A 19,443-nucleotide genomic window follows, 5' to 3' on the forward strand; every position below is an offset into this window, starting at 1 on the left:
TCGCTCGCCCATAACGTCTGGTTCCTCCTCGGTCCCTGCGAGGACGTTTACGGCACTGCTTCGTACGGTGCGGATCCCGTGCCCGTGGGGCCCGCCGCGCGTCCGGGAGGTGAACGATCGGCCACGCTCCTGGAAGCACAAAAGGACCCGGGGGCTACGTTGCCCGAGTCCTCTGCCCAGCAGAATAGCCGACATGAGCTACCGAGCGTCAGGTCATGTGGCGCGTTCCACCCCTCGTCCAGGGAATCGTCCGCATTCCGAGACGCCCGGGGGAGCGCCCCGCCGCACGCCCGCACGCACCTTCCTGCGCAGCGCCGACGGGGTCCGGATCGACGCCGTGTACAAGCCGGCGGCGACCGGCGGTGGCCCCTCCGACCTGGTGTTCGTCGTCGCGCACGGCTTCACCGGCGGCGCGGACGAGGCGCACGTGCTGCGCATCGCGCGGAGGTTCGCCCGGTACGGCGCCGTGGTCACCTTCTCCTTCCGGGGCCACGGTGCCTCCGGCGGACGGTCGACGGTCGGCGACCGCGAGGTCCTGGATCTGGCGGCGGCCGTGGCGTGGGCACGCGGCTTCGGGCACGCGCGCGTGGTGACCGTCGGTTTCTCCATGGGCGGCTCGGTGGTGCTGCGGCACGCGGCGCTGTACGGCCCGGACAGCGCGGCGCGGACGGACGCCGTGGTGTCGGTGAGCGCGCCCGCCCGCTGGTACTACCGGGGCACGGCGCCGATGCGCAGGCTGCACTGGATGGTGACGCGCCCCGAGGGCCGGTTCGTCGGCCGCTACGGCTTCCGCACCCGCATCCATCACCTGGCCTGGGACCCGGAGCCGCTGTCGCCGGTGGACGCGGTGCCGCGGATCGCCCCGACCCCGCTCCTCCTCGTGCACGGCGACCGGGACGGCTACTTCCCCCTCGACCACCCCCGGATGCTGGCCCGGGCCGCCGGTGACCACGGCGAACTCTGGCTGGAGCCCGGCATGGGCCACGCGGAGCACGCGTCGGACGAGGCCCTGCTGGACCGGATCGGCGCCTGGGCGGTCTCGCGGGCGGGCTAGCCTGACGGTGTTCACCGTCAACTGATTGAGGAACCAGATGGCAAAGGTCACGGTGCGCTACTGGGCCGCCGCGAAGGCCGCCGCGGGAGTGGCCGAGGAGCCGTACGACGCGGACACGCTCGCCGACGCGCTCGGCGCCGTGCGCGAGCGGCACCCCGGCGAGCTCACGCGCGTGCTGCTGCGCTGCTCGTTCCTCGTCGACGGCGACCCGGTGGGCACCCGCGGGCATGAGACGGTACGGCTGGCCGACGGCGGCACGGTCGAGGTGCTCCCGCCGTTCGCAGGAGGGTGAGCGATGACCGACCAGCCTTATCAGCCGCATCAGCCGCATCAGCGGTACGAGGGGTACGACGAGTACGGGAGATGGGTCGGGCAGGGCGGGTACGACGCCCAGTGGCCCGATCAGCAGGGCCACCAGGCCCCCCAGGCACACCAGGCTCCTCAGGGGTACGAGGATCCGAACGCCGGCCAGTACACCCAGCAGTGGCAGGGGCAGACCTGGGAGACGCAGGTGCACCAGACCCAGCCGCCGGTCGCGGCGGACGAGACGGCGTACCTGCCGCCGTACGGGTCCGAGCCGCAGCAGCGGTACCAGCAGCCTCCGGCACAGACGTACGCACCTCAGTACCAGCCGCAGCCCCAGCCCGAGCCGCAGCCGTACGCTCACCCGGCCCCGGCCCCGGCCCCGGCTCCCTCTGCCTCGCCCGCCCCACCCGCTTCGCCCGCCTCTCCCGGCGACGCCGGCTACGGTCCGGCCACCCTCGCCGGGAACACGCGGGTGACCGACGCGCAGCGGGCCCGTGCCGAAGGGCGTTCGCCGATCATCGACCCGGGGATGCAGCCGGCCGGGCTCACCGCGCTGCTCGGGCTGCTGCTGGCCGGCGCGGCGGCGCTCGGCACGTACGCCCTCCTCGTCCCGCTCGTCGCCCTTCAGGCCGTCACCGCGGCGGGCTGGTTCCGGCTGAACGGCATGTGGCCGGCCCGGCAGGGCATCGCGCTGGGCTTCGCGGCCGCGCTGGCCGCCGACGCGGCGATGCTGGTGTCGGACCGCTCCCCGGCGGCGATCCTCGGCACCCTCGGGGTGTGGGTGCTGCTCTCCCTCGTCCTGCAACTGCGCTCGCACGCCGACCCCGACGAGCGGATGTACGGCCTGATGGCGACCGTCGCCGCGGCGGCCCTGGCCGTGATCGCGGGCGGGTTCCTCGCCGCCGACGCGGACGCGGTGACGGTCGGCGCGGTCGCGGTGGCCGTGGCGGTCGTGGCCCGCGCCCTGCCGCTGCCGACGGCGGCTTCCGTGGTCGTCGCGCTGCTCGCGGCGGCCGGAGCGGGGATCGCGGTCGGCTCGGCGACGGACTTCGGGGCGTCGGGCGCGCTGCTCGGCGCGGGCGCGGCGGTGTGCGCGCTGGTCGGCCTCCGGGTGGCGGCGTACGACTACCCGTCCCGTTTCGTCCACTTCACGGCGGGCGTGGCCCTGCCGCTGGCCGCCGCCGCACCGGCCGTGTACCTGCTGGGCCGGGCGCTGGCCTGACCGCCGGGCGCCCGGCGCCGGGTGTCACAGGTGGTCTACAGAACCCGGGCGGCGCCATCCGCCCGGGTTACGCTCGCGCCTGGACGGCCACCGGCCGTCGGGGGACCGCTGTCGTCGACCGTCCAGGGTTGGGGAACTCCGCATGCGCGCACTGCGAATACTGTTGGTCGTCGTCGTGATCCTGGGCGGCCTCTTCGTGATCGCCGACCGTGTGGCCGTCAACTTCGCCGAGGACGAGGTCGCGGACAAGGTGCGCAGCACCGAGAACCTGCCGTCGACGCCGGACGTGTCCATCAACGGCTTCCCCTTCCTCACCCAGGTCGCGGGCGGTGAGCTGGACGACGTCCAGGTGGGCATCGACGGCTACGAGGCGTCCACCGGCAAGGGCGGCGAGAAGATCCGCATCGCCGAGCTGCGCGCGGACATGAAGGGCGTCGCGTTCTCCGGCGACTACAGCTCCGCCACCGCGGCCACCGCCACGGGCACCGCGACCGTCGCCTACGACGAGCTGATGAAGGCCGCCAAGTCCGAGCCCACGGACATCGCTCCCGGCATCACCGCCAAGGTCATCGGCCTCTCCGACGGCGGCAACGGCAAGATCAAGGTGTCGCTGCAGGCCACGGTCCTGGGCGTGGACCTGCCCGAGCCGGTCCAGGTGCTCAGCTCGGTCAAGGTCAAGGACAACGACGTCGAGGTCGTCGCCGACGGCCTGCCGGAGATCGGCGGCCGGCAGCTCGCCGAGTCCCGGATCCGGGCCATCACCGACTTCCAGCAGACCATCGACGAACTGCCGGGCGGCATCGAGCTGGACAAGGTCGAGGCGGCGAAGGACGGCGTCGAGATCACGGTGAAGGGTTCGAACGTCAAACTGGCCGGGTAGGGACCCAGGGGGCGGGAAGTCCGACAGGCGAGACGACGCCGTCCGTACCGCAGATGCGAAGGCGGGCCACCCGCCCGCCGGGTGTCGCGCGGCGCCCGGGGCCCCGCATTGATCCCACATTGCGGACGATCCCGTCTCAAGATGCGACACGCCGGTGACATGCCCCGGTATCCGTCCCTACGATCGGTACCCATGAAGCGACAGGCGGATCTCACGAAGCGGCGGGCAGTGGACCTGTGCCGCGTTGCCGCCATGCTCTGTCGCACCCTCTGACGCGACGGCGCCGTCGCCGTCCGCTCCCCTCACCCGCCCTGCCCAGGGCACCCGCGCGCCGCCGCACGGCCCGAGCGCGCGCACCCCCTGTCACCGCTCGCCCCGCCGCAACTGCCCCGGAGGAGAAAACATGAGCCGCAGCGACGTCCTGGTCGACGCCGACTGGGTCCAGGAGAACCTGGACGACCCCGGCATCGCGATCGTCGAGGTGGACGAGGACACGTCCGCCTACGAGAAGAACCACATCAAGAACGCGATCCGGATCGACTGGACCCAGGACCTCCAGGACCCGGTCCGCCGCGACTTCGTCGACCAGGAGGGCTTCGAGAAGCTCCTGTCGAAGAAGGGCATCGCCAACGACACGCTGGTGGTCCTCTACGGCGGCAACAACAACTGGTTCGCGTCGTACGCCTACTGGTACTTCAAGCTCTACGGCCACGAGAACGTCAAGCTCCTCGACGGCGGCCGCAAGAAGTGGGAGCTGGACGCCCGCGAGCTGGTCCCCGGCGACGAGGTCCCGCAGCGCCCGGCCGCCGACTACAAGGCCAAGCCGCAGAACACCGCGATCCGCGCCTTCCGCGACGACGTGGTCGCCGCCATCGGCGCGCAGAACCTGGTCGACGTCCGCTCGCCCGACGAGTTCTCCGGCAAGCTGCTCGCCCCGGCCCACCTCCCGCAGGAGCAGTCGCAGCGTCCGGGCCACGTCCCGTCCGCGCGCAACATCCCGTGGTCGAAGAACGCCAACGACGACGGCACCTTCAAGTCGGACGACGAGCTGAAGCAGCTCTACACCGACGAGCAGGTCGACCTGGCGAAGGACACCATCGCCTACTGCCGCATCGGTGAGCGCTCGGCCCTGACCTGGTTCGTCCTGCACGAGCTGCTCGGCGTGGAGAACGTCAAGAACTACGACGGCTCCTGGACCGAGTACGGCTCCCTCGTCGGCGTGCCGATCGAGCTCGGCGCCAACAAGTAAGTCCGCCCCCCAACCCTCAGGAGTACGACATGTGCGGAGCGAAGGCCGGCGGCCCCGACGCCTCGACGATCAAGCCCGGTGAGACCACCATCCAGGGTCACGTGACCCGTGACGGCGAGCCGGTGACGGGCTACGTCCGTCTGCTGGACGCCACCGGCGAGTTCACGGCGGAGGTCCCGACGTCCGCGACGGGCCAGTTCCGCTTCTACGCGGCCGAGGGCACCTGGACCGTACGGGCGCTGGTCCCCGGCGGCACCGCCGACCGCACGGTCGTCGCCCAGCAGGGCGGTCTCGCGGAGGTCGCGATCGCCGTCTGACGGCACCCCGCGCCACGCCACGGCCGAGGGGCCGCACCCACCGGGTTGGACGCCTGGGGTGCGGCCCCTTCGGCATGACGGGCCTACGCTGGAAGCATGTACGCGCGGCGGCGGCACGTCTACTTCGCCCTGATGGGGACCTGCATCGCGCTCTTCGTCCTGGCGTGGGGAGTCGTGCGTCTGTGGTCCGTCCCGGTGGCGGTGGGCATGTGCGTGGTCGCCATGGTCATCCCGCCGCTGGCCGCGATGGTCGCCAACCGCAGGGGCCCGGGCGACCGCTGGTGGGACGACCCGTCGGGCGACGCGAAGTCCGACGAGTGGTGGGACGAGCTGGACGGGAAGAAGCGGCCGCGCTAGATCCGTGGGCCCGGAAATGACGGCTGACCCGGAAATGGGGGCTGACCCGGGAATGACGGCGGGCCCGGAAATGGCGGCGGGCCCGGGAATGATGGCGGGCATGTCTCCGACGAAGCTGTCCACCGTCGTGCTGGACGCGCACGACGCCCACGAACTCGCCGGCTTCTACCTGCGGCTGCTGGGCTACGAGGTACGTGCCGAGGAACCGCACTGGGTGCTCATCGGCCCGCCGCCCGGCACCGAGGGCCTGTCGCTGGCCTTCGAGACGGAACCCGCGTACGTGCCGCCCGTCTGGCCGGGCCGGAACCCGGGCGACCAGCAGATGATGCTGCACCTCGACATCGAGGTCGACGACCTGGCGGCGGAGACCGAGCGGGCCGTGGCCGAGGGCGCCCGGCTCGCCGAGTACCAGCCCCAGGACGACGTACGGGTGCTGCTCGACCCGTCGGGGCACCCCTTCTGCCTGTGGACGCAGGCCGGTCAGTAGACGAGCGCCTGCGTGTCGTCGGCGAGGGCCTCCTGCACGAAGACCTGCGCGCCCGCGATCCGCACGCCCTCGATGACGTCCTTCTCCGTGAGGTCGCGGCGGGCCGCGCACTGGGTGCACAGCGTCACCCGGCCGCCCGCCAGGAGCGAGTCGAGCAGGTCGGGGAGCGGCGCGGCGTGCGGCAGTTCGAACTCCGCCGCCCGGCCCGGCACCGCGAACCACGCGGACTCGCCGGTCAGCCACAGCGAGACGTCGACCCCGCTGGCCACGGCCACCGCCGCCACCGTGAACGCCTGAGAACACCGCTCGGGCGCGTCCGCCCCCGCCGTCACCTTGATCACGAGCTTCTTCGCCATGGCCGAATCGTAATCAACGCCGCCACAACTCCGGGCCGGGGTCGTGGGTCTCCTGTGCGCACGTTGATCGATTGTGTACTACACGTTCTGTGGGGGGACGTCATGGAACCGGAACTGGAACCGGAAGAAGCGGAAGAGGAAGCCGGAAGACCGGCCGTGGCCGAAGAGGCCGCACCCCGGCGGCGCCGGCGCGGGCGCCGCACCGTGCTGCTCATCTGCGCCGCCGCCGTCCTGGGGCTGGTCGCCGGCACCTGCACGGGCTACCTCGTGCAGGCCGACCGTGAGCCGACGAAGCTTCCGTCGCTCGCGCAGCCCGTGCTCGCGCCGGCCGGAGGCGCGGCCCCGAAGCGCCTGCCGGCTTCCCGGGACCGCAGGGTGCGGACCGACGGCGACCTGCGGGAACTGCTGCTGAAGAAGCCGCGCGGGACGAAGGACGCCGAGTGGCTGGAGGGCACCGACGGCTGGATGGACCTCGCGGCGTACGCCGAGACCTTCGATCGGCCGGCCGGGAGTTTCGAGGGACAGCTGGAGCACGAGTTCCGGCGGGCAGCCGTCACCGCCTGGGACGGCGACTCGTACTCCGTGGAGATCCGGCTGGTCCAGTTCAGGCAGGAGGAGGTCCTTGCGGCCGCCGACTCCAGTGAACAGGCGCAGTACTGGGTGATGCAGGGACCGGAGTCCGACGGCTGGGCGATTCCCGGGACCGGGGACGGGATGGCGTACGTCTTCGAGGAGCCGGAGACCGAACCCGGCTACGAGCCGGTGTACACCGCGGAGGCGCACGCCCGGCGGGGCGACGTCGTGATGGAGATCTGGATCAACGGTGAGAAGCGGGTCGACAAGAAGATGATCATGGATCTGGCGAAGCGGCAGATGGAGCGGCTGTGAACGAGAACCCGCAGGAGCCGGAACAGCCGACTCTCGAAGCGGCGGACGCACCGGCCACCGACGAGGCCCCGGCCACCGGTGAGGCTCCGGCCGCCGGTGAGGCTCCGGCCGCCGGCGAGACTCCCGTCCCCGGCTCCGTCGCGAAGCGGCCCGGGCGCGGGCGCCGGGCCGTCGTCATCGGCTGCGGTGCTCTGCTGGCCGCCGCCGTCGTCGCGGGCGGCGGATACACCGTGGTGACGGTGAACGGTGCCGACCGGGACCCGGGCGCGCCCGTCTGGACGCTTCCCGACGCCGCGCCCACGAAGAAGGCACCGGCGGCGAAGGCCACCGGCCTGGCCCAGGCGCTGGTGCCGTTCCGGAGTGACGGCTGGTCGCGCGGTCCCGACATCGGGGAGTTCGGCTCGGACGCCGCGCTGAGCGGCGCCGAGGCCACCGCCCTGCGCAAGGAGTCGCTGGCCGGCCTGCCCCGTTCGGAGCGCAAGCAGCTGGAGAAGGAGATCGACCGCCGCCGCATCACCGGCGTCGCGATGCGCAACTACGCCGGTACCGGGACGTTCACCTCCGACGGGATGACGGGATCCGCCACGGTGACCATCGTACTGTCACGCATGGAGAACCGGTCGGCCGTCCGGTCCATGGCGGACGGCCAGAACAAGTTCTTCGAAGCGCTGGACGTCTTCCGTGAGGGCCCGCGGATCAAGGGTCACAAGGACGCTCGCTGCTTCCGCCTGCCCGGCGAGACCGACGAAGACCTCGACATGATGTTCTGCGCCGCCCACGAGGGAGACGTGCTGGTCACCGCCACGGCCGACGGTGTGCGGCCGTTCGACACCAAGGGCGTCAGCGCCCTGCTGACCGAGCAGCTGAACCGTATCGCCGAGCCCGGGAGGTCCGTGTGACCGAGCAGACCACTTCGCCGGCACCCGTGCTGCCGCCCATGCCGGACACCCCGCCGCCGGTCCCGGACCCGCTTCCGGCACCCCTGAAGCGGGACCGCCGCGTCCTGCGGGCCGTGCTGCGCTGGACCGCGGCCGTCGCCGTCTTCGCGGCCGTGGGATCGGCGACGGCGTACGGCGTCACCCGCGTGGAGCGGACGGACATACCGGGTCTGGCGACCGAGACGGACGGGCGGTGGGACTACCCGGCGCTCACCGCGGCCCCCCTGCCGTCCGGCAGCCCGGGACCGTTTGCCGAGGAGAACAAGGCGGGCGCCCACTACGCCGACCCGCGCGACCTCCTGCTGCCGGCCCCCGAGGGAGCGAAGGCCGACAAGGCGCTGCGCGGGAAGGACGGCTGGCTGGCGACGGACGTCTACCTCAAGGAGTACCGGGAGCAGTTCGACCGCGACGAGCTGCGGCAGATGCTCGTCAACGAGGGCCTGCGGCACATCGCCGCCCGCGGCTGGACCACCCCGGACGGCACGCACACGCGGATCTACCTGCTGCACTTCGACACGGCGGCCGTGGTGGACGAACTCCAGTCCCTCCACATCGCGCCGTTCATCAAGTCGGCCTACCCGGTGCGCGGTACGGACGAGTCCGTCCCCGACGAGGACTTTCCGGTGAAGGCCCAGCACGACGACCTCACGTACTCCCTCTACACCGAACCCGAGCCCTACGGTGCCGAGCAGGTCCGGCAGGCCTACCTCGGGGCCGGTGACGTCCTGGCCGTCGTGCTGCAGAGCCGGAAGGGCGGCGCCCCGGCCGTGCCCTTCCAGCAGACCGTCGCGCTGCAGAGCCGGCTGCTCGCCTGACCGCGACGGAGTACCTCGCAGGGAAGGCCGGGGCCCGGCCGCGTAAGCTGGGCCCCGGCCCTGTCGTATGCCCCCCCCGCTCAAGGAGCACCCCGTGGAGATCTTCTTCGAAGCCCTGCTGGTCCTGGTCTGCGTCGGCGTTCTCGCCTTCGCCGGTCTGACCGTGAAGAAGCTGTACCAGGGCCAGCGCTGATCACCGACGCCAGGAAGTACCGCTCATGATCGAGATCCCGTCCGACCTCCACAAGGACCTCGTCCCGCTCGTCTTCCTGATCGGCGACTGGGCCGGCGCGGGTGTGCACGACTTCCCGGGCGACGAGAAGTGCAACTTCGGGCAGGAGGTCTCCTTCACCCACGACGGCCGGGACTTCCTGGAGTACCGCTCGCACACCTGGGTGCTCGACAAGGACGGCAACAAGGTCCGCCCGCTGGAGTCCGAGTACGGCTTCTGGCGCATCGACGCGAACCGCAGGGTCGAGGCCACGATGACCCGCGACGACGGCGTCATCGAGATCTGGTACGGCGAGCTGGCCGACCAGAAGCCGCAGATCGACCTGGTCACCGACGCCGTGGCCCGCACCGCCGCCTCCCGGCCCTACACCGGCGGCAAGCGGCTGTACGGCTACGTCAAGAGCGACCTGATGTGGGTCGGCGAGAAGCAGACCCCCGAGGTCGAGCTGCGCCCCTACATGTCGGCGCACCTGAAGAAGGTCGTCACCCCGGAGGACGTCGAGCGCTGGGCCAAGGCCCTGCCGGACGACATGCCGGACGACGGGATCGCTTTCTTCAAGTAGTCCTAGACTCATGGGTGTGGTGAGCACCGACTGGAAGAGCGACCTCAGACAGCGCGGCTACCGGCTGACCCCGCAGCGGCAGCTGGTGCTCGAAGCCGTCGACACCCTCGAACACGCGACACCCGACGACATCCTCGGCCAGGTGCGGAAGACGGCGTCGGGTATCAACATCTCCACCGTCTACCGCACGCTGGAGCTGCTGGAGGAGCTGGGCCTGGTCAGCCACGCCCACCTGGGGCACGGGGCGCCCACCTACCACCTGGCCGACCGGCACCACCACCTCCACCTGGTCTGCCGGGACTGCGCCGAGGTGATCGAGGCCGACGTCTCGGTGGCCGCCGACTTCACCGCGAAGCTCCGCGAGGAGTTCGGCTTCGACACCGACATGAAGCACTTCGCGATCTTCGGCCGGTGCGGCGACTGCACCCTGAAGGGTTCAACTACCGAGTCGTAGGCTAGGCGTATGAAGAGCCCCCTGCTGTCCCTGCCCGGCGCGGTCCCCGCCGAGGGCGTGGACGAAGGCGTCGCCGCCCATTACGGCGACCTGTTCCGCGAGCAGCGTGCCCTCGCCGACGGCACCGGCTTCGTCGACCTGTCCCACCGCGGTGTCCTCACCGTCACGGGCGACGACCGGCTGGCCTGGCTGCACCTGCTGCTCACCCAGCACGTCAGCGACCTGCCGGCCGGTGAGGCCACCGAGGCGCTGATCCTCTCCGCGAACGGCCACATCGAGCACGCCCTGTACCTGGTCGACGACGGCGCCACCACCTGGGCCCACGTGGAGCCCGGCAGCCAGGAGGCGCTGATCGCCTACCTGGAGTCGATGAAGTTCTTCTACCGGGTCGAGGTCGCCGACCGCACCGCCGACACCGCGGTCGTGCACCTGCCCGCCGGCTCCATCGCCGAGGTCCCCGAGGGCGTCGCCGTCCGCGAGACGCCGTACGGCCGTGATCTCTTCCTGCCCCGGGAGCGACTGGAGGCGTTCGCCGACGGGGCCGGTCCCGCCGCCGGGATCCTCGCCCACGAGGCGCTGCGGGTCGAGCAGCACCGGCCGCGGCTGGGTTTCGAGACCGACCACCGGACCATCCCGCACGAGCTGGGCTGGATCGGCACGGCCGTGCATCTCCAGAAGGGCTGCTACCGGGGCCAGGAGACCGTCGCCCGGGTGCAGAACCTCGGCAAGCCGCCGCGCCGCCTGGTCTTCCTGCACCTGGACGGCAGCGAGGTGCACCTGCCGCCGGCCGGCGCGGAGATCCGGCTCGCGGACGACGGGCCCGAGGGCCGCAAGATCGGCTTCGTCACGACGTCCGTACGCCACCACGAACTGGGCCCGGTCGCCCTCGCCCTGGTGAAGCGGAACGTGCCGGTGGACGCCCGGCTGACGGCCGAGGACACGGCCGCCGCCCAGGAGACGGTCGTGGAACCCTGAGCCTCGCGCTCAGACCTCCACCAGGACCGTGAACGGGCCGTCGTTCGTCAGCGAGACCCGCATCTGCGCGCCGAACCGGCCCGTCGCCACGGTCGCGCCCAGCGAGCGCAGCTGGGCGACGACCTCGTCGACGAGCGGTTCGGCGACGTCGCCGGGCGCCGCCGCGTTCCAGGTGGGGCGGCGTCCCTTGCGCGCGTCGCCGTACAGGGTGAACTGGCTGATCACCAGGAGCGGTGCGCCGAGGTCGCTGCACGACTTCTCGTCGTGCAGGATCCGCACCGACCAGAGCTTGCGGGCCAGCTGGGCCGCCTTCTCCTTGGTGTCCTCGTGGGTGACGCCGACCAGGACGCACAGCCCCGCGCCGTCGATCGCCCCCACGGTCTCGCCGTCCACGACGACACTCGCGCCGTCCACCCTCTGCACCACTGCACGCATCCCGCCATGATGCCGTGCGCCCCCAGGGCCGGGGCGGGCGGGCCCGTACGGGGCTTTTTTTGCCACCTAACCCCCCATCTGGGGCCGATCGGGGGCACTCGGTCACATAGCGGCCATGCGGAATGGCACGATGCTTCCCAGACGCCGGGCGAGGGGACGGTAGGGCACATGAGCACACCGAGTACGGGACAGTCCCTCGGGACAGTCGCGTTCACATGTCCGGGTGGCCTGGAGGCGCCCCGGCCGCCCGTGCAGCGCACGGGCAGCCCGGAGCTGCCGGCCGAGCCCCCGGAGCACGACCTGACCGCGCTGAGCCTGCCGGAGCTGCGCACGCTCCGCCGGGACGCGCAGCGCGAGGAGGCCGACCTCAGTTATGTACGGCGGCTGCTGCAGGGGCGTATCGACATCCTCCGCGCCGAGCTGGCGGGGAGGGTACCGACGGCCGTGGTGACCACCGCGGTCACCGGGTCCGTGGTCGAGCGGCTGTCGGAGATCCTTGCCGACGCCCCGGCGCGGCAGCGCTCCTCGGCCCGGCACGTGACGCTGGGCACCCCGCGGAGCGAGGAGTGCAGGAGGCTGGCGGCGGAGATGCTGGGCGAGGTGGAGCTGTCTGACCTGACGGCCCGCACCGACACCGAGCTGAGCAACGGGATGGGCCGGCTCCTGCGCTACGAGCAGCAGGTCTCCCGGGACCGGCAGCGGCTGCAGCGCACGGCGGACGGCTGCAGCGCGGAGATCGCACGCCGGTACCGTGAGGGGGAAGCACAAGTCGACGACCTGCTCGTGTGACACGGGGGGCGGCCCGCAGCGGCGCCCTCCGGGGCCCGGTGATCCCGGGCCGTCGCGGCGGCGGGTCACCCGTCCGGAAGGCCACCGCCGATGCCCGCGCCCCAGCCGTCGCAACCGTCCCAGCCGTCTCGGACGGAGCAGCCCGCCCCCACGTCCGCCCTCTCGCCCGTCGTGCCGCCCGTCCTCGCCGAGGTGGTCCGGTCCGGCTTCGTCGAGGGGCGGCACCGGGGCAGTCTGGTCGTCCTGGGCTCGGACGGGGCCGTGGAGCTGGCACTCGGCGAGGTGACGGCGCCGGTCTTCCCGCGCTCCGCCAACAAGCCGATGCAGGCGGCGGGCGTGCTGCGGGCCGGTCTCGACCTCGCGGAGGAGCGGCTGGCGCTGGCCTCCGCGAGCCACTCCGGAGAACCGTTTCACCGCGACCTGGTCCGCAAGATGCTCGCCGAGTACGGCCTCGACCCGGCCCAGCTCCAGTGCCCGCCCGACCTGCCGCTGGACGCCGAGGAGCGGGACACGTACCTCGCGTCGGGCGCGGTGCCCGACCGGGTCACCATGAACTGCTCCGGCAAGCACACCGCGATGCTCGCGGTCTGCGCGCAGCGCGGCTGGCCGCTGGAGACGTACCTCGACCCCGAGCACCCGCTCCAGCGCACCATCCACAGGGTTGTGGAGGACGCGGCGGGCGAGCCGGTCGCCGCCGTCGGCACGGACGGGTGCGGGGCGCCGCTGATGGCGATCAGCCTCGTGGGTCTAGCCCGCGCCTTCCGCTCCTTCGTGGGCGCCGAGCCCGGCACGGCGGAGCGCCGGGTCGCCGACGCGATGCGCGCCCACCCCGAGTACGTCGCCGGCACCCGCCGCGCCGACACCTGGCTGATGCGGGAGGTGCCCGGCAGCCTCTCCAAGATGGGCGCAGAGGCCGTCCAGGCGGTGGCCCTGCCGGACGGCCGCGCCCTCGCCTTCAAGGTCGAGGACGGCGCGACGCGTGCCCTGGGCCCGGTCCTGGCCCGCACGCTGACGCTGCTCGGCGTGGAGGGGGACGTGGTCGACCGCATCGGCCGCACGCCGCTGCTCGGCGGCGGGCGCGAGGTGGGGGAGATCCGGGCGGCCTTCTGAGGGCCCTCCCCGGCCCCGTCACCGTCTGCCCGCACCGGCCGCAAATCCGCGCGACGCCGGTGCGCCGGCCGACCTACGGTGAGCCCATGACCAGCCGCACCGACATAGACGTACGTCCCATCACCGAGGCCGACTTCCCCGACTGGAACCGCGCCCTGAACACCGGTTTCCTCATGCCGCCCGCGGTGGCGGCGGCGCAGTTGGAGGCCCGTCGCGAGCAGTTCGTGCCGGGCCGGTCGCTCGGCGCCTTCGACGGGGAGCGCTGTGTGGCGACCTACCGGTCCTTCGGCCAGGAGGTGACCGCCGTCGGGGGCGCCCTCGTCCGGGCCGACGCGGTCTCCAACGTCACGGTCACCGCGACCCACCGGCGTCGCGGCCTGCTGACCCGGATGATGGCGCAGGACCTGGCGGCGGCGAAGGAGCGCGGGGACGTCGTCGCCACGCTGATCGCGGCCGAGTACCCGATCTACGGCCGGTACGGCTTCGGACCCGCCACCACCATGACCGAGTGGGCGGTCGACGTGCCGCGGGCCGGTCTCGACCCGCGCTGGGCGGGCCCCGCGGACGGCGGGCGGATCGACCTGGTCGACGGCGAGGATGTGCGGGGGCTCGGTCCCGGGCTGCACGAGCGGGTGCGCCGGTCCCAGCCGGGCGCGGTCAGCCGCCCCGAGCTGTGGTGGCGGGCGCGGACCGGCGTCGTCAACACCAACGGCACTCCGTGGACCGAGCCCTTCTACGCCGTGTACCGCGCGGCGGACGGTGAGGTCGAGGGCATGGTCTCGTACCGGGCGGACGACCACTGGGGCGACGCCAAGCAGCCGATGGAGACGGCGACCGTGGACTGGCTGCTGGCCGCGACGCCCGCCGCCGAGCGCGCGCTGTGGCACTACCTGTGCTCGATCGACTGGATCACGACGGTGAAGAGCGGCTGGCGGTCCCCCGACGACCTGCTCCCGCACCTCCTGCCGGACCCGCGCGCGGCGAGGATCGTCACGCAGGCGGACTGGCTGTGGGTGCGGATCCTGGACGTCGTGCGGGCGCTGGAGGCGCGGACGTACGAGGGGCGCGGGGCGGTGGTGCTGGAGACCGTGGACCGGGGAGGACTGGCCGGCGGGCGGTGGCGGCTGGAGGCCGGGCCGGACGGGGCGTCCTGCGCGCCGACCACCGAGAGCGCCCATCTCGTGCTCGACGTGGGCGAGCTGGGGGCGCTGTGGCTGGGCGACGAGTCGGCGGTGCGGCTGGCGGCGCTCGGCCGGGTGCGGGAAGAACGAGCGGGCGCCGCCCGTGTGGTCGACGCCCTGCTGCGTACGTCCAGGCGGCCTTGGTGCCCGGACATGTTCTGAAGCCGCTCCCTTCTGCCGGTGACGGTGGACGTGCGCATCCGTAGCGCGTGCTCTTCGGTTGTGGTTGTCGTGCCGTTGTTCGGTTGTGGTTGTTGTGCCGTGGTGCCTTCCTGCGGTGGTGCTGACTGACTGTCCGGGCTCCCGGCTCCCCTCCGGAAGGGGGCCCGGACAGCAGTACGTCGGTATCAGCCGGACTGGGCGAGCAGCATCACGAGGATCACCGCGCCCACACCGCCGATCATGGTGTTCTTAGCCTTGATGCCGATGGACAGCGCGACGAACGCGATGATGCCCATCGGCCCGTACTTCCATTGCACGAGCTGCTCGAAGCCGATGGCCAGAGCGGCGACGACGATGGCGATGAGCGGCATGGTGGACCCCCTGTTCACCGTGGTGGCCAACCCCCGAAAGGTTCGACCACGTTGCTCAAGTTGGCTGCCAACTTCACTGTACTTATCTCCGCTTGGATGCGTCTCATAACCACCTTTCCGCGAACTGCCCAAAGATGGCGCGAAGTTGTAGTGTTTGGTCGTGGAGCGGGAACATGCCTCCGTCAATGGGCGGAAGAGACCGCAGCGGCCACCGGCGACACACCGCGAGGTGGCCGACGAACTGCGCGCCCGGATCAGGTCCGGTCGGCTGCGGCCGGGCCAGCGCATGCCCACCCAGGCCCAGTTGGCTCTCGAGTTCGGCGTGGAGCGCGGTGTCGTACGCCAGGCCCTGCGCGTCCTCCAGTCGGAACGTCTGCTCACCAATGTGTCCAAGGGGAGCCCCGCGACCGTCGCGCCCGACCTCCACGGTGCCCCGACCGGCCCTCCGCCGCCGCCGATGCCCACCACCGTCGCCCTCGCGCCCCGGATCGCGGAGGCCTTCGCCGCCCCGCACGTGGAGATCGACGCCCTGTGCCTGACCTCCGTCTCCCTGACCCTCGCCCTCGGTGAATCGCTGCGCCAGATCCACGCGGGGCGACTGAAACCGGCCAAGGTCGACGTCCGCGTCCTGCTGCCGAGCCGCGACATCGACCTGGCCTTCCCGGTGCCGGTGGGCGGCGGCAGGGCCGGCGACCCGGTGCACGAGCGGTGGCTGGCCATGCGCAACGCCCAGGGCCAGGTGCTCCGGCACAACCTGCTGAGCCTCAGGGCCACGCACGGCATCGACGTGCGGGTCTCCTTCCGTGCGCTGCCCTTCACCCCGCCGGTGAAGCTCTACCTGCTCAACGGCGAGGAGGCGCTCTTCGCGTACTACACGCTCAGCCGGCGCGAGCAGGAGATCGGTCACGAGCAGCTGGAGATGTACGACGCGGAGGGCGTCCGCTCGACGCTGTTCGCCTTCGGCCAGCGCGGTGGCCTGCGCGACGGCGTGTTCGTGAAGCAGTCCCGGCTGTGGTTCGACGCGCTGTGGGGGACGATCAGCTCGGAGCTGACGCTCACGGGCTGACCGCCCCCGGTCACAGCGCGGGGCCCGCGACCAGGAGGGCCAGCAGGACCGCGCCGGCGGAGCTGACGGACGGGCGCTTGGCCTTGATGCCTATGGTGAGCATGAGCAGTCCGATGATCCCGGTGGCGCCGTACTTCCACTGGACGAACTGCTCGAAGGCGATGACGAAGACCGTGGAGACCAGGGCGAGGACGGGCATGGTGTTTCTCCCCCCTTCGGGAAGTCCGGCACGTTCTGGAAGGTAAACTTCCGCCAACTGGACTAAGTTGGCAACCAACTCTGTCTATGTTGTCCCCACTTGGCGACTACCTATAAACAAGTTTCAAACAACTCCCCGTAGGTAGGTCGAAGTTGTAGCGTTTGGTCGTGACTCAGGAGAACGTGTCCGTGAACGGCAGCAGAAGACTCTCGGCCCAGGAGATCGCCGACGTCCTGCGGGAGCGGATCCGCGGCGGAGACCTCAAGGCCGGCGACCGCCTGCCCACCCAGGCCGAGCTGGCCGACGAGTTCGGTGTGGAGCGCGGCACGGTGCGCCAGGCCCTGCGTGCCCTCCAGGAGGACGGTCTCCTCACCAACGTCAGCAAGGGCAGCCCGCCGCGCATCGCCGAGCCCGCCACCTCCCGGGGTGAGCCGCAGCCGACGATGGTCTCGCTCGGGCCGCGGCTGGCGGCGGCGTTCGCGGCACCGCGCGTGCGGGTCGACGTCGTGTGCCACACCTCCGAGACCCTGATGCTGGCCCTCAGCGAGCCCCTCCGCCTGATCCACGAGGGCCGCATCCGCCCCGAGGCCATCGACTTCCGCGTCCTGATGCCCTCGCGCGACATCGAGCTGGCCTTCCCCGTCCTGGTGGAGGACGAGGAGGACGACCCCGTCCACCAGCGCTGGCTCCAGATGCGCAACGCCCAGGCCCGGGTGCTCCAGCACAACCTGCACGCCGTGCGCTCCACCCACCGCGTCGACGTGCGCATCGCCTTCCGCGCCCTGCCGTTCACCCCGCCGATGAAGCTCTACCTGCTCAACGGCGAGGAGGCGCTCCTCGGCTACTACATGCTGACCCGGCGCGAGGAGGAGTACGAGAGCCGGACGCTGGAGATGTACGACGCCCTCGGCTCCCAGTCGCTGCTCTTCTCCTTCCTGAAGCGGGCGGGTCATCGGGACGCCGTGTTCGTGGAGGAATCACAGAAGTGGTTCGACGCCCTCTGGGAAACCATCACCACTGACATGACACTCTCCTAGTGACTCCTGATGCGGATCAGACGGAACCGGTGACCGAGCGGGCCGGCGGCCTGGGGGACCTGGTCGGGGGTGCCCGCGTCGTCCTGTGGGACTTCGACGGCCCCATCTGCAGACTGTTCGCGGGCTACTCCGCCGACCGGGTGGCGGGCGAACTGGTGGACTGGCTGGAACGGCTGGGCCTCAAGGGGATGCTGACCGAGGAGGAGCAGGTCCACCCCGACCCGCACGTCCTGCTGGGCGCGGTCAACCGCCGGCGCCACGACAGCGACCTGGTCGCCGACTTCGAGGAGCGGCTGACCCGGGAGGAGCTGCGCGCCGTACCCACCGCGTGGCCGACCGCGTACGCGGACCCGCTGATCCGCACCTGGGCGGCGCTCGGGGTTGGGCTGGCGGTGACGACCAACAACTCGCCCCGCGTGGTGGGCGAGTACCTCACCACCCGCGGTCTGCTGGACTGCTTCGCGCCGCACATCTACGGCCGCACCCAGGACCTGCACCTGCTCAAACCCGACCCCTACTGCCTCAACCGCGCCCTCAGCGCCATGGGGGTGGCCCCCGCGCAGGCGCTGATGGTCGGCGACACCACGTCCGACCTCACCGCCGCCCGGCGGGCCGGCGTGCCGTTCCTGGGCTACGCGCGCAACGAGGAGAAGGCGAAGGCGCTCAGGGAAGCGGGCGCGGAGGCGGTCGTCGACTCCCTGCAGCCGGTCCTGCGGCTGCTGTGGGAGGACGCGACGGGGCGGGTGCACGTGTGAGCCGCGGGCGCTGCGATCGCCGGCCACGGACACCTCCTGCGTCAACTGGACTGCTTGCCTGCTGAATTGGACGGCTTCTCTTCCAGGGTTGTCCCCTTGTTGGCTGATCGACTAACGGGAACCGGCAATCAATCAGTCCAACTGGCCGGAGGTTGACTGCCTGTTGTCTCCATCGCGGGCTGATGTGACGGAAAGCGGTTTGCGTGTCGGTGCCCGGCGGTACGGTCGCTGCATGAGCGCGGAACGCGGTGAGGGAGGCGGCAAGGAGTTCGAGCGCGTCCTGGAGGCGCTGCGCGAGCAACTGGCCGACGGCACCTACGGACTGCACGCGACCCTCCCTGCCCAGCGCGAGCTGGCCGGCGAGTTCGGCGTCTCCCGCGACACCGTGCAGCGGGTGCTCGGCGAGCTGAAGTCGGAGGGCTGGGTCGAGTCCCGGCAGGGCAGCGGGACCCGGGTGATCAAGCTCCCCATCCACGCGGCGGTCCGCCCGAAGACGGAGCCGGCACCGGTACGGGTCTCGCTCGGCCCCTTCGTCGCACGCGCCTTCGACCGGCCGGACGTGCGGCTGGACGTCTTCACCCTGACCTCGGAGAGCCTGGACGCGCACATCCGGCTCCAGGCGGAACGGATCCGGGCGGGGGAGATCGAGCCCGCCGGCATCACCCTGCGCATGCTGCTGCCCTCGGAGGGACTGGAGCTGCCGTACCCGCGCCCGAAGGAGGCCGTGGACGCCGCGGACCGCCAGGAGGAGGCGGCGAGGCTGCGGGCGCGGTTGCAGCGCCGGCTCCGCAACATCACGGACCGGCACACCACCTCGCTGCGGGCCGCCCTGAACGATCTGCGGACCGAGGGGCTGGTGCCGTCCGTGGACGTGGAGGTCCGGCACGTGCCGTTGGTGCCCGCCTTCAAGCTCTACCTGCGGCCCGAGGCCGAGGCCCTCTACGGCCCCTACGAGGTGGTCGAGCGCACCCTCCTGCTGGACGACGGCACCGAGGTCGAGGCACTGGACGTCCTGGGCCTGGGCTCGGTGCTGACCCGGCACGTGCACGACGAGGGGGACGCGGGCTCGGCGGGCTCGCTGTTCGTGCAGAGCATGCAGGCCTGGTTCGACTCGTGCTGGAAGCTGCTGGCCGACCCGGTCCGACCGGCGAACGTCCATCGGGAGTAGTGGTTCGCCCGTTCCGGTCACCCGAGTTGCCCCTGGGCGTCCCGAATACTGGAGTACTCACAGCGGACCGTGGGACGT

Annotated in this window: 25 protein-coding genes; 21 read left to right on the plus strand and 4 right to left on the minus strand. The window is 71.7% G+C overall.

Features of this window, described 5'->3' with window-relative positions:
• Positions 1-193 precede the first annotated feature (193 nt).
• The 8 genes from ACGF3J_RS11930 to ACGF3J_RS11965 all read left to right on the plus strand — a co-directional run bounded on the left by ACGF3J_RS11930 (position 194) and on the right by ACGF3J_RS11965 (position 5,872).
• On the plus strand, positions 194-1,054 hold the full coding sequence (locus ACGF3J_RS11930) for an alpha/beta hydrolase (protein WP_393854056.1): 861 nt from the start codon (positions 194-196) through the stop codon (positions 1,052-1,054).
• Positions 1,055-1,091: 37 nt separating this feature from the next.
• Complete coding sequence (locus ACGF3J_RS11935) at positions 1,092-1,346, plus strand: MoaD/ThiS family protein (RefSeq protein WP_161328499.1); 255 nt, start codon at positions 1,092-1,094, stop codon at positions 1,344-1,346.
• Between the two features lie 3 nt (positions 1,347-1,349).
• On the plus strand, positions 1,350-2,582 hold the full coding sequence (locus ACGF3J_RS11940) for a hypothetical protein (RefSeq protein WP_393854057.1): 1,233 nt from the start codon (positions 1,350-1,352) through the stop codon (positions 2,580-2,582).
• Positions 2,583-2,724: 142 nt separating this feature from the next.
• Complete coding sequence (locus tag ACGF3J_RS11945) at positions 2,725-3,462, plus strand: DUF2993 domain-containing protein (protein WP_161328497.1); 738 nt, start codon at positions 2,725-2,727, stop codon at positions 3,460-3,462.
• Positions 3,463-3,865: 403 nt separating this feature from the next.
• Positions 3,866-4,711, plus strand: a complete 846-nt coding sequence (locus tag ACGF3J_RS11950) for a sulfurtransferase (RefSeq protein WP_393854058.1) — start codon at positions 3,866-3,868, stop codon at positions 4,709-4,711.
• 29 nt (positions 4,712-4,740) lie between these two features.
• A complete protein-coding gene (locus ACGF3J_RS11955) occupies positions 4,741-5,028 on the plus strand; it encodes a DUF1416 domain-containing protein (RefSeq protein ID WP_031047895.1) in 288 nt (95 codons plus the stop codon).
• Positions 5,029-5,124: 96 nt separating this feature from the next.
• Positions 5,125-5,385 (plus strand): DUF3099 domain-containing protein, encoded by a 261-nt coding sequence (locus tag ACGF3J_RS11960; protein ID WP_393854059.1) that lies wholly within the window; start codon positions 5,125-5,127, stop codon positions 5,383-5,385.
• A 100-nt stretch (positions 5,386-5,485) separates the two neighbouring features.
• On the plus strand, positions 5,486-5,872 hold the full coding sequence (locus ACGF3J_RS11965; protein ID WP_393854060.1) for a VOC family protein: 387 nt from the start codon (positions 5,486-5,488) through the stop codon (positions 5,870-5,872).
• On the opposite strand, the gene ACGF3J_RS11970 is transcribed toward ACGF3J_RS11965, so the two are convergent.
• Positions 5,866-6,228 carry a DsrE family protein gene (locus ACGF3J_RS11970; protein ID WP_003974797.1) on the minus strand — a complete coding sequence of 121 codons (363 nt, stop codon included), beginning with the start codon at positions 6,226-6,228 and terminating at the stop codon, positions 5,866-5,868. The two genes, ACGF3J_RS11965 and ACGF3J_RS11970, sit on opposite strands and share 7 nt — an antisense overlap.
• A gap of 102 nt (positions 6,229-6,330) precedes the next feature.
• On the opposite strand from ACGF3J_RS11970, the gene ACGF3J_RS11975 reads away from it, so the two are divergent.
• The 6 genes from ACGF3J_RS11975 (at position 6,331) to ACGF3J_RS12000 (ending at position 11,092) form a co-directional block, all read left to right on the plus strand.
• Positions 6,331-7,116, plus strand: coding sequence for a hypothetical protein (locus tag ACGF3J_RS11975; protein ID WP_393854061.1), 786 nt, complete (start codon positions 6,331-6,333; stop codon positions 7,114-7,116).
• Positions 7,113-8,015 (plus strand): hypothetical protein, encoded by a 903-nt coding sequence (locus ACGF3J_RS11980; RefSeq protein ID WP_393854062.1) that lies wholly within the window; start codon positions 7,113-7,115, stop codon positions 8,013-8,015. Before ACGF3J_RS11975 ends, ACGF3J_RS11980 begins: the two co-directional genes overlap by 4 nt.
• Complete coding sequence (locus tag ACGF3J_RS11985) at positions 8,012-8,869, plus strand: hypothetical protein (protein ID WP_393854063.1); 858 nt, start codon at positions 8,012-8,014, stop codon at positions 8,867-8,869. Before ACGF3J_RS11980 ends, ACGF3J_RS11985 begins: the two co-directional genes overlap by 4 nt.
• Positions 8,870-9,087: 218 nt before the next feature.
• Complete coding sequence (locus ACGF3J_RS11990; protein WP_161328493.1) at positions 9,088-9,663, plus strand: FABP family protein; 576 nt, start codon at positions 9,088-9,090, stop codon at positions 9,661-9,663.
• 16 nt (positions 9,664-9,679) lie between these two features.
• Positions 9,680-10,117, plus strand: coding sequence for a transcriptional repressor (locus ACGF3J_RS11995; RefSeq protein ID WP_161328492.1), 438 nt, complete (start codon positions 9,680-9,682; stop codon positions 10,115-10,117).
• Between the two features lie 9 nt (positions 10,118-10,126).
• Positions 10,127-11,092, plus strand: coding sequence for a folate-binding protein YgfZ (locus tag ACGF3J_RS12000; protein ID WP_161328491.1), 966 nt, complete (start codon positions 10,127-10,129; stop codon positions 11,090-11,092).
• Positions 11,093-11,101: 9 nt separating this feature from the next.
• On the opposite strand, the gene dtd is transcribed toward ACGF3J_RS12000, so the two are convergent.
• On the minus strand, positions 11,102-11,527 hold the full coding sequence (dtd, locus tag ACGF3J_RS12005) for a D-aminoacyl-tRNA deacylase (protein WP_161328490.1): 426 nt from the start codon (positions 11,525-11,527) through the stop codon (positions 11,102-11,104).
• 168 nt (positions 11,528-11,695) lie between these two features.
• Between dtd and ACGF3J_RS12010 the strand changes: the two genes are divergently transcribed.
• From ACGF3J_RS12010 to ACGF3J_RS12020, 3 genes are all read left to right on the plus strand, one after another.
• Complete coding sequence (locus ACGF3J_RS12010; protein WP_161328489.1) at positions 11,696-12,316, plus strand: aerial mycelium formation protein; 621 nt, start codon at positions 11,696-11,698, stop codon at positions 12,314-12,316.
• 90 nt (positions 12,317-12,406) lie between these two features.
• On the plus strand, positions 12,407-13,426 hold the full coding sequence (locus ACGF3J_RS12015) for an asparaginase (RefSeq protein ID WP_202558020.1): 1,020 nt from the start codon (positions 12,407-12,409) through the stop codon (positions 13,424-13,426).
• Between the two features lie 86 nt (positions 13,427-13,512).
• Positions 13,513-14,769 carry a GNAT family N-acetyltransferase gene (locus tag ACGF3J_RS12020; RefSeq protein ID WP_161328488.1) on the plus strand — a complete coding sequence of 419 codons (1,257 nt, stop codon included), beginning with the start codon at positions 13,513-13,515 and terminating at the stop codon, positions 14,767-14,769.
• Positions 14,770-14,954: 185 nt separating this feature from the next.
• Here ACGF3J_RS12020 and ACGF3J_RS12025 read toward each other — a convergent pair whose 3' ends face one another.
• Positions 14,955-15,140 carry a hypothetical protein gene (locus ACGF3J_RS12025; RefSeq protein WP_003974784.1) on the minus strand — a complete coding sequence of 62 codons (186 nt, stop codon included), beginning with the start codon at positions 15,138-15,140 and terminating at the stop codon, positions 14,955-14,957.
• A gap of 154 nt (positions 15,141-15,294) precedes the next feature.
• Here ACGF3J_RS12025 and ACGF3J_RS12030 point away from each other — a divergent pair, with 154 nt between their 5' ends.
• Entirely contained in the window at positions 15,295-16,206 is a 912-nt protein-coding gene (locus ACGF3J_RS12030; RefSeq protein WP_161328487.1) for a GntR family transcriptional regulator, read from the plus strand.
• A gap of 10 nt (positions 16,207-16,216) precedes the next feature.
• On the opposite strand, the gene ACGF3J_RS12035 is transcribed toward ACGF3J_RS12030, so the two are convergent.
• The gene (locus ACGF3J_RS12035) at positions 16,217-16,405 is read right to left on the minus strand and encodes a hypothetical protein (protein WP_161328486.1); all 189 of its coding nucleotides are present in this window, start codon (positions 16,403-16,405) and stop codon (positions 16,217-16,219) included.
• 161 nt (positions 16,406-16,566) lie between these two features.
• Between ACGF3J_RS12035 and ACGF3J_RS12040 the strand changes: the two genes are divergently transcribed.
• The 3 genes from ACGF3J_RS12040 (at position 16,567) to ACGF3J_RS12050 (ending at position 19,365) form a co-directional block, all read left to right on the plus strand.
• Positions 16,567-17,442: a winged helix-turn-helix domain-containing protein gene (locus ACGF3J_RS12040; protein ID WP_393854064.1), complete on the plus strand. Its 876-nt coding sequence runs from the start codon at positions 16,567-16,569 to the stop codon at positions 17,440-17,442.
• A complete protein-coding gene (locus ACGF3J_RS12045; protein ID WP_161329830.1) occupies positions 17,442-18,197 on the plus strand; it encodes an HAD family hydrolase in 756 nt (251 codons plus the stop codon). Before ACGF3J_RS12040 ends, ACGF3J_RS12045 begins: the two co-directional genes overlap by 1 nt.
• 232 nt (positions 18,198-18,429) lie before the next feature.
• Complete coding sequence (locus tag ACGF3J_RS12050) at positions 18,430-19,365, plus strand: GntR family transcriptional regulator (protein WP_161329829.1); 936 nt, start codon at positions 18,430-18,432, stop codon at positions 19,363-19,365.
• Positions 19,366-19,443 lie beyond the last annotated feature (78 nt).

The sequence above is a fragment of the Streptomyces sp. NPDC048171 genome, from assembly GCF_043202655.1.
GTDB lineage: Bacteria > Actinomycetota > Actinomycetes > Streptomycetales > Streptomycetaceae > Streptomyces.

Coding starts and splice junctions, on each gene's coding strand:
- ACGF3J_RS12015 (WP_202558020.1), top strand. CDS start 12,407: ATGCCCGCGCCCCAGCCGTCGCAACCGTCCCAGCCGTCTCGGACGGAG.
- ACGF3J_RS12035 (WP_161328486.1), bottom strand. CDS start 16,405: ATGCCCGTCCTCGCCCTGGTCTCCACGGTCTTCGTCATCGCCTTCGAG.
- ACGF3J_RS11960 (WP_393854059.1), top strand. CDS start 5,125: ATGTACGCGCGGCGGCGGCACGTCTACTTCGCCCTGATGGGGACCTGC.
- ACGF3J_RS12050 (WP_161329829.1), top strand. CDS start 18,430: ATGAGCGCGGAACGCGGTGAGGGAGGCGGCAAGGAGTTCGAGCGCGTC.
- ACGF3J_RS11990 (WP_161328493.1), top strand. CDS start 9,088: ATGATCGAGATCCCGTCCGACCTCCACAAGGACCTCGTCCCGCTCGTC.
- ACGF3J_RS11970 (WP_003974797.1), bottom strand. CDS start 6,228: ATGGCGAAGAAGCTCGTGATCAAGGTGACGGCGGGGGCGGACGCGCCC.
- dtd (WP_161328490.1), bottom strand. CDS start 11,527: ATGCGTGCAGTGGTGCAGAGGGTGGACGGCGCGAGTGTCGTCGTGGAC.
- ACGF3J_RS11955 (WP_031047895.1), top strand. CDS start 4,741: ATGTGCGGAGCGAAGGCCGGCGGCCCCGACGCCTCGACGATCAAGCCC.
- ACGF3J_RS12020 (WP_161328488.1), top strand. CDS start 13,513: ATGACCAGCCGCACCGACATAGACGTACGTCCCATCACCGAGGCCGAC.
- ACGF3J_RS11950 (WP_393854058.1), top strand. CDS start 3,866: ATGAGCCGCAGCGACGTCCTGGTCGACGCCGACTGGGTCCAGGAGAAC.
- ACGF3J_RS12000 (WP_161328491.1), top strand. CDS start 10,127: ATGAAGAGCCCCCTGCTGTCCCTGCCCGGCGCGGTCCCCGCCGAGGGC.
- ACGF3J_RS11945 (WP_161328497.1), top strand. CDS start 2,725: ATGCGCGCACTGCGAATACTGTTGGTCGTCGTCGTGATCCTGGGCGGC.
- ACGF3J_RS12025 (WP_003974784.1), bottom strand. CDS start 15,140: ATGCCGCTCATCGCCATCGTCGTCGCCGCTCTGGCCATCGGCTTCGAG.
- ACGF3J_RS12010 (WP_161328489.1), top strand. CDS start 11,696: ATGAGCACACCGAGTACGGGACAGTCCCTCGGGACAGTCGCGTTCACA.
- ACGF3J_RS11930 (WP_393854056.1), top strand. CDS start 194: ATGAGCTACCGAGCGTCAGGTCATGTGGCGCGTTCCACCCCTCGTCCA.
- ACGF3J_RS11965 (WP_393854060.1), top strand. CDS start 5,486: ATGTCTCCGACGAAGCTGTCCACCGTCGTGCTGGACGCGCACGACGCC.
- ACGF3J_RS11975 (WP_393854061.1), top strand. CDS start 6,331: ATGGAACCGGAACTGGAACCGGAAGAAGCGGAAGAGGAAGCCGGAAGA.
- ACGF3J_RS11940 (WP_393854057.1), top strand. CDS start 1,350: ATGACCGACCAGCCTTATCAGCCGCATCAGCCGCATCAGCGGTACGAG.
- ACGF3J_RS11935 (WP_161328499.1), top strand. CDS start 1,092: ATGGCAAAGGTCACGGTGCGCTACTGGGCCGCCGCGAAGGCCGCCGCG.